The 15,305-nt window shown below is 32.7% G+C and carries 10 protein-coding genes; 9 read left to right on the top strand and 1 reads right to left on the bottom strand.

Features of this window, described 5'->3' with window-relative positions:
* Window positions 1-91 precede the first annotated feature (91 nt).
* From Q4P18_RS03840 to Q4P18_RS03815, 6 genes are all read left to right on the top strand, one after another.
* Window positions 92-2,521: an OB-fold nucleic acid binding domain-containing protein gene (locus tag Q4P18_RS03840; protein ID WP_303335798.1), complete on the top strand. Its 2,430-nt coding sequence runs from the start codon at window positions 92-94 to the stop codon at window positions 2,519-2,521.
* Between the two features lie 9 nt (window positions 2,522-2,530).
* Complete coding sequence (radA, locus tag Q4P18_RS03835) at window positions 2,531-3,466, top strand: DNA repair and recombination protein RadA (RefSeq protein WP_303335796.1); 936 nt, start codon at window positions 2,531-2,533, stop codon at window positions 3,464-3,466.
* Window positions 3,467-3,512: 46 nt separating this feature from the next.
* On the top strand, window positions 3,513-4,418 hold the full coding sequence (locus tag Q4P18_RS03830; protein ID WP_303335793.1) for an AEC family transporter: 906 nt from the start codon (window positions 3,513-3,515) through the stop codon (window positions 4,416-4,418).
* A gap of 241 nt (window positions 4,419-4,659) precedes the next feature.
* Window positions 4,660-6,639 carry a CoB--CoM heterodisulfide reductase iron-sulfur subunit A family protein gene (locus Q4P18_RS03825; RefSeq protein ID WP_303335790.1) on the top strand — a complete coding sequence of 660 codons (1,980 nt, stop codon included), beginning with the start codon at window positions 4,660-4,662 and terminating at the stop codon, window positions 6,637-6,639.
* Between the two features lie 269 nt (window positions 6,640-6,908).
* Window positions 6,909-8,180, top strand: coding sequence for a serine hydroxymethyltransferase (gene glyA, locus Q4P18_RS03820; RefSeq protein ID WP_303335787.1), 1,272 nt, complete (start codon window positions 6,909-6,911; stop codon window positions 8,178-8,180).
* Entirely contained in the window at window positions 8,177-8,872 is a 696-nt protein-coding gene (locus Q4P18_RS03815; RefSeq protein ID WP_303335784.1) for a dihydromethanopterin reductase (acceptor), read from the top strand. Before glyA ends, Q4P18_RS03815 begins: the two co-directional genes overlap by 4 nt.
* Here the strand turns inward: Q4P18_RS03815 and Q4P18_RS03810 are convergent.
* Window positions 8,826-9,143, bottom strand: a complete 318-nt coding sequence (locus Q4P18_RS03810; RefSeq protein ID WP_303335781.1) for a DUF192 domain-containing protein — start codon at window positions 9,141-9,143, stop codon at window positions 8,826-8,828. The two genes, Q4P18_RS03815 and Q4P18_RS03810, sit on opposite strands and share 47 nt — an antisense overlap.
* Window positions 9,144-9,356: 213 nt before the next feature.
* Here Q4P18_RS03810 and Q4P18_RS03805 point away from each other — a divergent pair, with 213 nt between their 5' ends.
* The 3 genes from Q4P18_RS03805 (at window position 9,357) to ileS (ending at window position 15,292) form a co-directional block, all read left to right on the top strand.
* Window positions 9,357-10,568, top strand: a complete 1,212-nt coding sequence (locus Q4P18_RS03805) for an ATP-binding protein (protein WP_303335779.1) — start codon at window positions 9,357-9,359, stop codon at window positions 10,566-10,568.
* Between the two features lie 131 nt (window positions 10,569-10,699).
* Window positions 10,700-11,905 carry a methionine adenosyltransferase gene (locus tag Q4P18_RS03800; RefSeq protein WP_303335776.1) on the top strand — a complete coding sequence of 402 codons (1,206 nt, stop codon included), beginning with the start codon at window positions 10,700-10,702 and terminating at the stop codon, window positions 11,903-11,905.
* A gap of 99 nt (window positions 11,906-12,004) precedes the next feature.
* Window positions 12,005-15,292: an isoleucine--tRNA ligase gene (ileS, locus tag Q4P18_RS03795; protein WP_303335773.1), complete on the top strand. Its 3,288-nt coding sequence runs from the start codon at window positions 12,005-12,007 to the stop codon at window positions 15,290-15,292.
* The last annotated feature ends 13 nt before the right edge of the window (window positions 15,293-15,305 follow it).

The raw sequence follows: 15,305 nt of genomic DNA, 5'->3' as shown, positions 1-15,305 counted from the left end.
TTTCATATATTACTTTTCAAATGCTCTATCTATTAGGTTTTATATAGTCAAATAGTATATAGTATATTAATTGATATCGTGAGGGTTTGGTATGGACGATGAAATACGTAAAAAATTTTATGAAGAGATTAAAGACTTCATTTCTGAAGAGAAATTTGAGGAAAGAATGGAGTTTCATAGAAAAGAAAATGAAAATAATCCTTTCATGACTGAAGAAGATTTGGCGGAGTTAGTCTATAATGAAACAGTTCCTGACACCGAAAAAGAAGAATCTGATGATTATGAGGATGAAGAATATACTAGAACAAAAATCGCTGATTTGGCCGAAACAGACAGAAGCGATCAAACTACTGCTATTTCTGGAAGGGTAATGTCTATAAGCAACCCTAAAGTTTTTAAAAACAGCAGAGGTAAAGAAGGTCAACTAGCTAATGTTGAAATTGCTGACGATACAGGTTCTATTAGAGCAACCTTCTGGAGTATTAATATAAAACTCATGAAAAGGTTTAATGAAGGGGACGTAATTCAAATTAACAACGTTGGAATAAAAAGAAGCGATTACAGCGGAAAACTCGAAGCTAGTTTAAGATCAAATTCCACTGTAAATGTCTTGAAAGGCGATTTCCCTGAATTTCCAGTATATGAAGAAGAAATTACCAAAATTGGAGATATTGACGTATCTGATGAAGAAGTCAATGTCATTGCAAGAATTACTAGAATTCCAACCGTAAGAACATATGAAAAGAATGGTAAAGACGGTAAAGTTGCATCCCTTGAACTTAGAGATGATACTGGTGAGATATCTTACACTTTATGGAATAATAATGTTTATTTAATTAAAACTTTAGGTCTTGAGGATGAAGACACTGTTAAAATATTAAAAGCGCAAGTTCGTGAAGGAAGAGATGGGGAACTTTCATTGTCCCATTGGGATGGAAGAATTATTAAAGGAGATTACGATCTTCCAGATTTCTCAAACCCTATTACTAAAATTGGCGAAGTTCAAGAAGGAGATGATGTTAATCTTTTAGGTGTCGTAACCAAAATTCAGGACATTAAAACATTTACAAGAAATGATGGTAGTGACGGAAAGCTTCGTTCATTTGAAATAGGTGATGAAACAGGTTCAATTAGAGTAACTCTTTGGGGTGATGATACAGATTTGCCTATTAATAAAGGAGATATTGTAAAAATCATTGGTGCAAAAATTAGATTTGATGATTACACTAAATCTGGCTACTCAGCAAATACTAATTGGACAACCCAAATATCAATAAATCCGGATAATATATCTGAAGATGAAAGATTGATATTTGATGAAATTATACAACAAATGCATCCAATAAGCATTAGCGATCTTCAGGAATTCGATGAAGATGGTGAAGAAGTTGATGTTATGGGTAGAATAGTGTCTGTTTTCGATATTAACGAATTCCAAAGAGATGATGGTACTGTAGGAATTGTACGTTCTGTTGATTTCTCAGATGGTACTGGGGAAGTAAGATTGGCATTATGGGGAGAAAAAGCAGATTATGAATTTACTCCTGGTGAAGCATATTTAATTGAAAATGCCAGAACTAAAATGGGAATGCATGCAGTTGAATTAAATGTAGGTTCCACATCAAGAATCATAAAATTATCAGAAGAGGATGCATATGCTTTACCATCCTTTGAAATTATAGAAGAAATGCTTTACACAACTAAGTCCATTGACGAAATTGATGAGGATGATGAATACGAAGAAGGTAAAACACGTATTATTGCAAGAATAATTGATATTAACGAACCTCGTGAATTTGAAAGACAAGATGGAAGAAAGGGAGTTGTTAGAAATATTGAAATTGCAGATTTAACTGGCAGTATTAAAGTTGTTTTATGGGATTCTAATGCAATGTTGGATTTTGAAATAGGTGAAGCAATTAAAATTGAAAATCCAAGAGTTGTATATAATGACAATGACAACAGAATTGAACTACAAACTAATAGGGCTACTTCTATTTTAGTACCTTCAGAATCTGAAATTGAAAACTTGCCTTCATTTGAAGAATTGGAAGAAATGATCTACCAATCCAGAACAATAGGAACTCTAGAAGAAAATGATTCCAATATTCGTATAAGTGGAACTATTAGAGATCCATCTAACAATAGGGTACTAATTACTAAATGTCCTCATTGTAACAACACAATTGAGGAATTCGGTGAGGATGAATATGTCTGCGATTATTGTGGAGAGGAAATAGATGAACCTAAACATCTTTTAATGATTCCTGCAAGACTTGAAGATGAAGATGGTGAAGAAATTTCAATTACTTTCTTTAATAAATTGGCAGAAGAGTTACTTGGAATGACAATTGATGAGATTGTTGATGTCATTCGTGAATCTGATGATTTCGGTGTTTTAGAAGGTAAAATTGAAGATTTAAACGGTTTAAACGTAGAAGTTATTGCTAATGTTAATTTTGATGAATATAATGAAGAAATGAGATTAAGTCCTAAAAAGATTTTATCCAAATATTACTAGGTGATTATTATGGTAGAGTTAGAAGATTTGCCAAGTGTCGGTGAAAAAACAGCAGAAAAATTAAGAGATGCAGGTTTTGCAGATATGATGAGATTAGCTACTGCAACTCCAAAAGAATTATCAGTAAAAGCAGAAATTGGTGAAGGTGTTGCAGAAAAAGTTATTGAAGCAGCACGTAAAGCTGAAAAGATTGACTTTGAAACTGCATATGATGTTCTTGAAAGAAGAAAAGAAGTAGGCCGTATTTCTGTAGGAAGTCAAGGGTTCAATGATCTTATTGGTGGAGGTATTGAAACCCAATCAATTACAGAAGTATTTGGAGAATTTGGTTCTGGTAAAAGTCAAATCTCTCACGAATTGGCTGTTACAGTACAACTTCCTATTGAACAAGGAGGTCTTGAAGGTCAATGTGTTTTCATTGATACTGAAAATACTTTCCGTCCAGAAAGAGTAGAACAAATTGCTGACGGCTTTGAATTAGATCACGAAGAAGTTTTACAAAATATTCACATTGCTCGTGCATTCAACTCTTCTCACCAAATCTTAATGGCTGAAAAGGTTAATGAACTTATCCAACAAGGCAATAATATTAAATTAGTTATTGTTGATTCTCTCATGGCTCATTTCAGAGCAGAATATGTTGGTCGTGAATCTTTAGCTGTAAGACAACAAAAATTAAACCAACACTTACATGCACTTCAACAACTTGCAAATACTTATAATATTGCTGTTTTCATTACTAATCAAGTTCAAGCAAAACCAGATTCATTCTTTGGAAGTCCTACTAAGGCTATTGGTGGACATGTATTAGGACACGCTTCAACTTACAGAATTTGGCTTAAAAAAGGACTTGCTGGTAAAAGAATTGCACGTTTGGTTGACAGTCCACACCTTCCTGAAGGTGAATGTGTATTTAAAATTACAAACGATGGTATTGTAGATTAGTTCTACAATCCAAACTTTTTATATTAAAAAATATATATTCTATTAAATGGATGCAATTATAACAACTATTTTATCTATCTCAATTTTAATTGCTTTAGGTTATATTTTTAAAAAAATTAATTTATTGTCTGAAAAAGACGTCACTCCTTTTAATAACTTGGTAATGAATCTTTTAATGCCATGTATGATTTTTTCAGCTCTTTATTCTGCTGATTTGAACCTGATTCCAAAACTTGGTGTTTTGCCTTTTGTTATTGTTGGTTCATCATGTGTTTGTGGTGTTATTAGTTATATAATTTTAAAAAGTCTTCATTTTGATGATAGGAAGGTATGGAGTATTGTTGTCACTGTCATGATTGCAAATACTGCGTTTATGGGATATCCTGTTAATTTGGGAATTTTTGGCAATAGTGGTTTTTTAAGAGCAATTTTCTCTGATTTAGGTACTTTATTCATTTTTATTATATTGTCATTTGTTTTAATTCTAAAATTTGGAGGCAGTTCAAAAGTTGCCATAAAAAAAGTTGCACTCTTTCCCGCTTTATGGGCAGTTATTCTGGGAATTTTATTGAATGCATTTAATGTTCCCATTGGGCCGGTGTTGGATAACGTAATTAATTATTTGGGTCAAGGAGCAATTCCTCTAATTATGATTTCATTAGGTTTAGCTCTTAATTTGAATGGTCTTCATAAGAACATCCCATCTATTGCCTTCACATCTGTGGTGAAACTGTTTATTTTTCCTTTAATCGCTTGTATTATTGTTTCTCTTCTCCATCTATCAGGATTGGAGTATGATGTGGCTATTGTTGAAGCTGCAATGCCTTCTGGAATGCTTTCATTGTTGCTTGCAATTACATATGATCTTGACTATCACGTAACTTCGGATTGCATATTGTCAAATACGTTATTTTCTTTAATAACTTTGCCAATTATTATTAGTTTAATTTAAAGTTTTTTTAGTCATTCCTAATATTTTTTTTTTATTAACCTAAATTAGACTATATTGTCTTTGTTTTAATTTTTAAGTTATTTTAAAGCTTCATTTCATTTATCATATATATACTTTACTCCAAGTTTTTTTTAGAAACCTTTATAAGAGTGTGCTAACTACATTATTATTATCTAAAATTTAATCTGTTTTTTATAAAATATTTTAGATAATGTCACAACTTGTACAAGGTGAATAAAATATGGCAGAAAATAATAACGAAGAATTAAGAATCGGTGTTTACGTTTGCCACTGTGGTGTAAACGTTGGTGGAGTCGTAAACTGTCCTGAAGTAGCTGAATATGCAAGAAGTTTACCTAATGTAGTAGTAGCTAAAGACTACAAATACATGTGTTCTGACCCAGGTCAATTATTAATCCAAGAAGACATTAAAGAACACAACTTAAACAGAGTTGTTGTAGCAGCATGTTCCCCTCGTCTTCACGAACCTACTTTCCGTAGATGTGTAGAAGAAGCAGGATTAAACAAATTCTTATTTGAATTTGCTAACTTAAGAGAACAAGACTCTTGGGTACACATGGCTGAACCAGAAGCAGCTACTGAAAAAGCAAAAGACTTAACTCGTATGGCAGTAGCTAAAGCAAGATTATTAGAACCATTAGAAGCAACCAAAGTAGGAGTAGACAACAAAGCTCTTGTTATTGGTGGAGGAGTAACTGGTATTCAATCTGCTTTAGATTTAGCTGACATGGGCTTCCAAACCTACATGGTAGAAAGAAACCCAACCATCGGTGGAAGAATGGGACAATTAGATAAAACTTTCCCAACTCTTGACTGTTCCATGTGTATTCTTGCACCAAAAATGGTAGATACTGCAAAACACGAAAATATTGACTTAATTACCTATGCTGAAGTAAAAACCGTTGACGGTTACATTGGAAACTTCACTGTAGGTGTAGAGAAAAAACCAAGATACATTGATGAAGAATTATGTGTAGGATGTGGATCTTGTGTAGAAGTATGTCCTATTGAAATACCAAACTACTACGACGAAGGTATTGGTATGGTAAAAGCTGCATACATCCCATTCCCACAAGCTGTACCATTATGTGCAACTATTGATAAAAACTACTGTATTGAATGTATGCTTTGTGACCAAATCTGTGAACGTGGTGCTGTAAACCACAAACAAGAACCAGAAATGATCGAATTAAAAGTTGGTACTATTATCGCAGCAACCGGTTACGACCCATTCGACCCTAGTGGAATTTACCAATATGGATACGGCCGTTACAGCAATGTAATTACTGGTATGGAAATTGAAAGAATGATCAACGCATCAGGTCCTACCGAAGGTCACGTAATCAGACCATCTGACGGTAAAACCCCTAAACGTGTTGCATTCATCCACTGTGTAGGTTCAAGAGATGAACAAATCGGTAAACCTTACTGTTCAAGAGTATGTTGTATGTACTCCCTCAAAAACGCACAATTATGTGTTGACCACGAACCAGATACCGATGTAACCTGTTACTACATGGATATCCGTGCATTCGGTAAAGGATTCGAAGAGTTCTATAAAACCTCACAAGAAAAATACGGTATTGAATTTGTAAGAGGTAAACCAGCTCAAATCTTCGAAAACGAAGACGGAACCTTAACCATCAGAGCAGAAGATACCTTAATCGGAAAAGTAACTGAATTTACTTACGATTTAGTTGTATTAGCTGTTGGTCTCGAAAACCCTGCTGGTTCCAACGAATTAAGACAAACCTTAGGTCTTTCAAGATCTGGTGACGGATTCTACATGGAAGCTCACCCAAAACTCAGACCTGTTGATACCTTAACCGACGGTGTATACGTTGCTGGTGTAGCACAAGGTCCTAAAGATATTCCTGACTCCGTAGCACAAGGTTCAGCTGCAGCATCCAGAGCAGCAATCCCAATGTCCAAAGGAGAAGTAGAAATCGAACCTATTGTAGCTCGTACTGATGATTTAGTATGTGGTGCATGTGAAGTTTGTGTAGAATTATGTCCATACGGAGCTATCTCCATTGTTGGTGAAGCTGGTAACGACCACGCAGAAATCAACGTTGCATTATGTAAAGGATGTGGTACTTGTGTAGGTGCATGTCCATCTGGTGCAATGGATCAACAACACTTCAAAACCGATCAAATCATGGCACAAATCAGTGCTGCACTTGAAGACATCGGTAAATAGATTTGAAGATTCAATCTTCATTTCTCTTTTTTTATTTTTTACTAATTATTCAATCTATATTTAATAAGACATTTATCTCATTTTTCTAATCCTATAAGTAATGCTTTAAGATGCCTTTTATATTTTTAGGGTCTAAACTTTTGAATATTATTTAATAGAAGTTATTTTTCATTTAATTCAATGTCTTTACTAATTTAAAATCTTATTCAACATAAATATTATATTTTATAAAAATCAAATTATTCTTATTGATGATATAGGTGTACTAAATGTCTGATAACTTAAATGAATTACATGAATTTGAAAACATTATCGAAAATCATACTAACTACATGAGAAATAGTATTAATCTTATTGCAAGTGAAAATATCGTAAGTGTAGAAGTTAAAGAAGCTATCGTGTCTGATTTTGAACACAGATATGCAGAAGGACAATCTCATGAAAGATTATACGAAGGATGCCAATATGTTGATCAAATTGAGGATTTGACAATTGCTTCCTCTAAAAAGTTATTCAATGCAGCTTATGCAAATGTTCAACCTGTTTCAGGAGTAACTGCAAACTTGGCATCATTTTTTGCTTTCGGTAATCGTGGAGATAAGTTAATGGCTTTAGAAGTTCCAACCGGAGGACATATTAGCCATGCGAAAGTAAGTGCAGCTGGAATTTGTGGTTTAAAAACAATCAACCAACCGTTCAATCCGGAAATAATGAACATTGACATTGATGCAATGAATAAGAAAATATTGGAAGAAAAACCTAAGATAGTTCTCTTTGGTGGTAGTCTATTCTTATTCCCACATCCTGTAGCAGAAGCAAGAGAAGCTGCTGATGAGGTTGGAGCTACTATTATGTATGACGCCGCTCATGTTTTAGGATTAATTGCTGGAGGCCAATTCCAACAACCTTTAGAAGAAGGAGCAGATTTAATGATGGGAAGTACTCATAAAACATTCCCAGGACCTCAAGGAGGAATTATTCTCGCACGCGATGCTGCATATAAAGATAAGATTGACAATGCAGTATTCCCTGGTGTTGTAAGTAACCACCACCTTCACCATTTAGCTGGTCTTGGAATAGCTAACACTGAAATGATGGAATTCGGTGAAGCGTATGCTAAACAAATTATTAAAAACGCTCAAACTCTTGCAGGATGTCTTTATGAATTAGGTTTTGATGTATTGTGTGAAGATCAAGGATTTACTAAATCCCATCAAATTGCTGTTAGAGTATCTGATATTCGCCCAGCAACAGACATTGCTCATGACTTGGCTGAAAATAATGTTGTCTTAAATAAAAATCTTCTTCCTGGTGACAATGTAGATGATAGTGATAATCCATCCGGGTTAAGAATTGGTACTCAAGAGATAACCAGAAGAGGATTAAAAGAAAAAGAAATGGCTGAAGTAGCTGAATTTATAAAAGCAGTGGCTATGGATGAAAAAGACGTTAAGGAAGATGTAAAAGAATTTATGAACCAATACACTACTGTTCAATATGCATTTTCCGAAAGAGATGGTTATAAGGTTCACAAATTATGAGAATAGGTTTTGCAATTACTGGAGCAGGACATTTACTTGAAGAGTCAGTTAAACTACTTGAAAAATTAGCTTCTGATAATGAAGTTACCGTATTCTTATCCGGGGCTGGTGAAGAAGTTCTTAAAATGTATGGGCTTTTCGAAAGGGTAAAATCTTTAACTGGTGGTAAATATAGAGAACTTGCAACAGATAATAATCAGAAATTTAGTTATCCTATAACTGGGAGATTATCTTTAGGTAAATATGATTTGCTTATTGTAAGTCCTGCTACTGCAAATACAGTTTCAAAAATAGTCTATGGAATTGCAGACACATTAGTTACAAATGCTGTTGCACAATCTGGAAAGAGTAAAACTCCAGTAGCTATAGTGCCTGTTGACATCCATCCTGGCCCTATTGAAACAGTATTGCCTTCTAAACTAGAATTATCTAAATGTAAAAATTGCGATAATTGTGTTGCTAGTCTAGTTTGTGAAAATGGAGCTATTATTCCTTACAGCGAAATTGATCTTCAAAAATGTATAGGCTGCGGATTATGTAAAAATTCCTGTCCTGAGGATGCAATTTCTGAAGGAAAAATAATTACTCTTTATATGAGGGATATTGATATAGAAAATACTCAGAAATTATCTGAAATGGATGGAATTAGTATTTACGAAGAACCTTCAGATATTCTTGATTATTTTGAATAATTAATATTTCATCTTCTTTTTTTATTTTAAAATCATCTTTTCTAAATTCTAAAATAAAATCCGCTTCTTTTACTGGCTTGTAAAAAGACCATGGGTTTAGTGTTGTTTTTTCAATGATTTCTTTATTTTTTATAAAATAAACGTCAATGGGAAATAGCATAAAGCATGTGTGTATGCTTGATCCAAGTTTTGTTCTTATTAAAAGGCCATAATCAATCTCTTTTTTGAACATTAATCCTTTTAATCTACTAAAATAACTGTCTGCAAGCATAATTTTCTTAGATTCGTTTTTATTGATAATTTTCATTAGTTTAAATTAATTTTCAAAGTTTATTAATTGATTAGTATTTAATAGTGTGAAATTGTTTTTATAGTATTTTTTATCTTTAAAACTTTCACCCTGGAAAGGAAACTTTTTTATATTTTTTAAAAGTTTCACCCTGGAAAGGAAACTTTTTTATATTATTTATAAATATTTAATAATATGATACTTAAAAGAGAAGATTATCTTGAAAAAATCACTCCATTAATTGGTAAAAATATTATTAAAGTTTTGACTGGAATTAGACGTTGTGGAAAGTCAATTATTTTATCCCAAATTGTTGAAGAAGTTAAAAATAGGGGGATAAAAGATGAAAATATTCTTTTTATAAACTTTGATTCAAGTAATTTTCAAAATATCTTTGACAATAATGATTTGAATTTATTTGTTTCAGATTACATAATGGATAAAGATCAAAAATATTTTCTATTCTTTGATGAGATTCAGAATGTTAAAGATTGGCAATTAAGCATATCTTCTTTTTTGGTTGATTATAATGTAGATATTTATATAACTGGATCAAATGCTAATTTATTATCTGGTGAATTGGCAACATTGTTAACTGGCAGACATATTGAATTCAAGATTTATCCTTTCTCATTTAAAGAAATTATTAGCTATAATAAATTAAATGGTATAAATTTAGATACTAATGCTGTTTTTAATAGATATATAAAATTTGGGGGAATGCCCTTTACTTTAGAATTGGATGATGACAATAAGGTTCGTTACCTTGAAGACCTTCAAAAATCCATTATTTTCAATGATGTTTTAAAAAGAGTTTCAATTAATAATATTGATCTATTGGAGCGATTGATTAGATTCACAATGAATAATGTTGGTCAAATATTTTCAGCCAATAGCATTTCTAAATATTTTAAAAGTGAAAACAGAAGCGTTAAAAGTGAAACTATTTACAATTATTTGAAATATCTTGAAAATGCCTGTTTTATTCATAAAGTTCACAGGAAAGATTTGGTAGGGAAGAAAATATTAAAATTTAATGAAAAATTCTTTTTAACAGATTTTGGATTTAGGGAAGCCATGTTTGGAAGCAATATGAAGGATATTGGTCAGATTCTTGAAAACATTGTATATTTGGAACTTCTAAGAAGGGGTTATAAGGTTAATGTTGGAAAACTCTACCAAAGTGAAGTTGATTTTGTAGCACAAAAAGGTTCGGATAAATTGTATATTCAAGTGACTTATTTGATGGCTGATGAAAAAACTCGTGAAAGGGAATTCAAACCTCTTACAAAAATAAATGATGCTTATCCTAAGTATGTTTTGTCAATGGATCCTATTGATTATGAATATGAGGGTATTAAAAAGATTAATATTATTGATTTTCTTTTAAACAAAGACAAATATTAGATTTCTGACCAATAAAATAAAATTATTTTATTATTTCTCCCATTTTCAACGATTTATTACCAAACCTTTTTATTATTAAAGATATAAAAGATATATCATTAATCTTAAAATAATTGATATGTGTTGATAGTATGAGAAATATTATAGTAGATAAATTAAATCAAACTTATATTGAAGATTTAGACATTGAAATCGTTGAAAGAAAAGGAATCGGACATCCTGACAGTATTAGTGATGGGCTTGGACAAACTGTAAGTGAAGCTCTTTGTAATATGTATATGGATGAATTAGGTGGAATTCTTCACCACAACACCGATGAAGTTCAGATTACTGCTGGTGAGTCTAATCCTCAATTTGGTGGGGGACAAGTATTAAAACCTATCGATATTTTATTGACTGGTAGGGGAGTATCAGAATACGATGGTGTTAAATTCCCTCTTGATGTAGTAGCTATTGAAGCTGCAAAAGAATTCTTAGACGATACTATTATTAACTTAGATGTGAATTTAGATACTGTTGTTGAATGTAAAATTGGACACGGTTCTGGTGACTTGGTAGATGTATTCAAAAGAGAAGGTGCACCAAGTTCTAATGATACTTCATTTGGTGTAGGTTATGCTCCTTTATCTGAAACTGAATCTTTAGTTTTAGCTACTGAAGAATTATTAAATTCTAAAGCATTTAAAGCAAAACACCCTGCTGTTGGGGAAGATATTAAAGTTATGGGATTAAGAGAAGAAGATCATATTACTTTAACCATTGCTTGTGCTATGGTATCTAAATATGTGGATGATAGGGATGCTTACATTTCAATTCGTGAAGAATTAAAAGACATTGTTGCAGATTTAGCTCCTAAATACACTGATAGAGAAGTTAAAGTATATGTAAATACTGCAGATAATGATGAATCTGAAGATGCATCAGGATACTACTTAACCGTAACCGGAACTTCCGCTGAAATGGGTGACGACGGATCTGTTGGACGTGGAAACAGAGCAAACGGTTTAATCACTCCATGCAGACCAATGTCCATGGAAGCAACTTCTGGTAAAAACCCTATTAACCACGTAGGTAAAATATATAACATATTATGTACCGAAATGGCAAATGATATTGTTGAAAACGTTGAAGGCGTAAAACAAGTAAACATTATGGTTTTAAGCCAAATAGGAAAACCAATCGACCAACCTAAAGCAGCAAGTACCCAACTTATTTTAGATGATGGGGTAAAATTAGAAGACGTTAATTTCAAAGTTGAAAGAATTGTAGACAGATGGTTAGAAGACATTTCTGTCATCACTGAAAATGTTGTAAAAGGAAATGCTAGAACTTTCTAAATAATTTTCCTTTTTCTTTACTCATTTTTTACATTTTTTTAACTTTTTTTACTTTTATTTGAAATATTAGTTTATTTTATAATCTAAAGGAGAATTAAAATGCCAATACAAGAGGCAGAAAAATCATATAATCATAAAACAGTTGAAAAAGCTATTCAAAACTTTTGGAAGGAAAATGACACCTTTGCAAAAGTAAATAAATTAAGAGCTAATGGTCCTCAATATTCATTTTTAGACGGACCTCCATATTGTAGTGGTAAAATACACTTAGGGACTGCTTGGAATAAAGTAATTAAAGATTCATATTTGAGATTTAAAAGTATGAATGGTTTCAATTTAAGAAGACAAGCTGGATGGGATATGCATGGTCTTCCGATTGAACATAAGGTAGAGCAGCTAATGGGTATTAAAAGTAAACAAGAAATTGAAGACATTGGAATAGCTACTTTTGTAGACAAATGTAAAGAGTTTGCAATGGACAATAAAGTGGCAATGGAACATGAATTTGATGATTTGGGAGTTTGGATGAATTGGGAAGATCCGTATATGACTCTTGATCCTAAATACATGGAATCTGCATGGTGGACTTTAAAAAGAGCTAATGAAAAAGATTTGCTTGTAAACGATAAAAGAGTAATTAGCTGGTGTCCTCATTGTGAAACAGCTCTTGCAGCTGCTGAAATTGATTATACTGAAAGCGAAGATCCATCTATTTTTGTTAAATTCCCAGTAAGTGAAAAACTAATTGAAGATAACGATTTGCCTGAATATTTCCTTGTGTGGACTACTACACCTTGGACACTTCCATCTAACTTAGCTATTGCAATCAATCCTGATTTTGATTATGCATTTGTTGAAATTGATGGTCAAATTTTAATATTAGCTGAAAATCTTGTTGAAACTGTTTTAGGCCCTTCACAGTTAGTATATAAAACTAAAGTTCCTGCAGAGGAAGAAGGGGAAGAAGATAAAATCATTGAAGAATATGAAGATGTTTATGAAATTATTAAAGTTGTAAAAGGTGACACTTTAATAGATACAAAATATGATTATCCTTTAGGTTCTGAAGTTCCTGTACAATTGGAGTTGGAAGGAACTGAACATGTACACACAATATTGCCTGGGGACCATGTTGAACTTGGAGAAGGTACAGGTCTTGTACATACTGCACCTGGACATGGGCCAGACGATTTTGAACTTGGAAAAGAATTTGATTTGCCAATTTTCTGTCCCGTTGATGAAAGCGGTAACTATACTGAAGAAGCTGGAAAATACGCTGAACAATTCTGTAAGGATGCTAATTCTGAAATTATCCAAGATTTACTTGATAAAGATTTAATGCATAAAAATGAAACAATCGAGCATAGGTTTGGTGTATGTTGGAGATGTAAAACTCCTATTATATATTTAGCTACCAAACAATGGTTCTTAAAAGTAACTGACATTAAACAACAAATGTTAGATCAACTCGAACAAGTAGACTGGGTCCCTAAATGGGCTGGTGAAGGAAGATTTAGAGATTGGGTGGACAATGCTAAAGATTGGACTATTTCAAGACAAAGATACTGGGGTATTCCAATTCCTATATGGGAATGTCCTGATTGTGGAGAATTGAAAGTAGTAGGTTCTGTTGCTGAGCTTAAAGAACAGTCATTAAATGAAATTGATGTTGATGATGAGGAATTGGTTCACAGACCTTATGTGGATGAAATTCAAATGAAATGTGATAAGTGTGGAGCTACCGTTGAAAGAATTCCTGATGTTTTAGATGTATGGATTGATTCAGGAGTAGCTGGTTGGGCATCATTATACTATCCTCAAGAACAAGACAAATTCAATCAATGGTTCCCATATGATTTCATTACAGAGGGTCATGACCAAACCAGAGGATGGTTCTATTCTCAATTAGGTACTGGAGTGATTGCACTTGATCAAGTACCTTATAAAAAAGTTTTAATGCATGGTTTTGTCTTAGATGAAGACGGTAAAAAAATGAGTAAATCTTTAGGAAATGTAGTTGCACCAGAAGAAGTTATTGAGAAATATGGTGCCGATGTTTTAAGATTCTACTTGCTTTGGGCAAGCAAACCATGGGATGACCTTAAATTCGTTTGGGATGAATTAAATAATATCAATAAAATGTTTAACATCTTATGGAATGTTTATGTATTTTCAACAACCTACATGTCTTTAGACAAATTTAATCCAACAAACCTTAAAGAAGGAGATTATACACTTCGTGATGAAGATAGATGGATTATTTCAAGAGCCAATAGTCTTGTAAAAGAGGTGGCTGAAGATTTAGATAACTTATTCTTCCATAAGGCTACTCGTAAAATTAATAATTTCATATTAGAAGATTTAAGTCGTTGGTATGTAAGATTAATTCGTGGAAGAACTTGGGTTGAAAGTGACGATCCAGATAAACTAGGTGCATATTACAGTCTCTATACTGCTTTAGTTAAATTAATCAATGTTTTAGCACCGATTGCACCACATATAACTGAATACATCTATGAAAATCTTGTTTTAGGCATTGATGAGAATGCAAATGAAAGTATTCATATGAATGATTGGGGCTATGATGAAGATGCAATTGATGAAGAGTTAGAATCTAAAATGGATGTTGTGCGTGAAGTAATTGAAGCGGCAGCTAGGGCAAGAGACATTGCAAGATATAAACTCAGATGGCCAGTAAGTGACATTACAATCGTATCACAGGATGCTGATGTATTAACAGCTATTGACGACTTAAAAGAAATCATAAAAGACCAATCCAATACCAAAGAAGTCATAACTGCTACTGAATTTGAAAATCTTTCATTCATATCAAAACCAAATCTCAAAACATTAGGTCCAAGACTTAAGGGAGACATGGGTATTGTTAAAAAATTCTTAGAAGCGGCTGATGGAAATCAAGTAAAAGCAGAACTCGAAGAAAATGATTTATTCATTATAGAAGAAGATGGAAAAACCTTTGAACTTACCAGTGATGATATTTTATTTGATACTGAACTTCCTGATGACTTCGTAAGCTCAGAATTTGAAGGAGGAAACGTATTCGTAAATACCAATATTACTCCAGAAATCATGGAAGAAGCTATGGCACGTGAGCTTATTAGAAGAATTCAAGACATGAGAAAAGATCTTGATTTGGATGTTGAAGCTAACATTGATGTCATGATTAAAACAACAACCAAATTCAAGGATTGGGTAATGCCACAAATTAAATTTATAATTAATGAAGTTAGAGCACGTACTTTAATCGTTTCTGATATTGAAGACTGTGAAAGTTGTGAATTAACTAAAAACGACGACCCTAACCACTATCTTAAAAATTGGGATATTGAGGGTGAAGAAGTCTGTATACATGTAATAAAACTATAAAAGGTGTTTAAAT

Origin of the sequence: Methanobrevibacter sp. (assembly GCF_030539665.1) — an archaeon.
Taxonomy (GTDB): Archaea; Methanobacteriota; Methanobacteria; order Methanobacteriales; family Methanobacteriaceae; genus Methanocatella.
This window is presented reverse-complemented; position numbering and strand designations above follow the sequence as displayed.

Excerpts from the sequence above, each read along its gene's own strand:
- Q4P18_RS03805 (WP_303335779.1), top strand. The coding sequence starts at position 9,357 with ATGATACTTAAAAGAGAAGATTATCTTGAAAAAATCACTCCATTAATT.
- radA (WP_303335796.1), top strand. The coding sequence starts at position 2,531 with ATGGTAGAGTTAGAAGATTTGCCAAGTGTCGGTGAAAAAACAGCAGAA.
- Q4P18_RS03800 (WP_303335776.1), top strand. The coding sequence starts at position 10,700 with ATGAGAAATATTATAGTAGATAAATTAAATCAAACTTATATTGAAGAT.
- Q4P18_RS03840 (WP_303335798.1), top strand. The coding sequence starts at position 92 with ATGGACGATGAAATACGTAAAAAATTTTATGAAGAGATTAAAGACTTC.
- Q4P18_RS03810 (WP_303335781.1), bottom strand. The coding sequence starts at position 9,143 with ATGCTTGCAGACAGTTATTTTAGTAGATTAAAAGGATTAATGTTCAAA.
- Q4P18_RS03825 (WP_303335790.1), top strand. The coding sequence starts at position 4,660 with ATGGCAGAAAATAATAACGAAGAATTAAGAATCGGTGTTTACGTTTGC.
- glyA (WP_303335787.1), top strand. The coding sequence starts at position 6,909 with ATGTCTGATAACTTAAATGAATTACATGAATTTGAAAACATTATCGAA.
- Q4P18_RS03830 (WP_303335793.1), top strand. The coding sequence starts at position 3,513 with ATGGATGCAATTATAACAACTATTTTATCTATCTCAATTTTAATTGCT.
- ileS (WP_303335773.1), top strand. The coding sequence starts at position 12,005 with ATGCCAATACAAGAGGCAGAAAAATCATATAATCATAAAACAGTTGAA.
- Q4P18_RS03815 (WP_303335784.1), top strand. The coding sequence starts at position 8,177 with ATGAGAATAGGTTTTGCAATTACTGGAGCAGGACATTTACTTGAAGAG.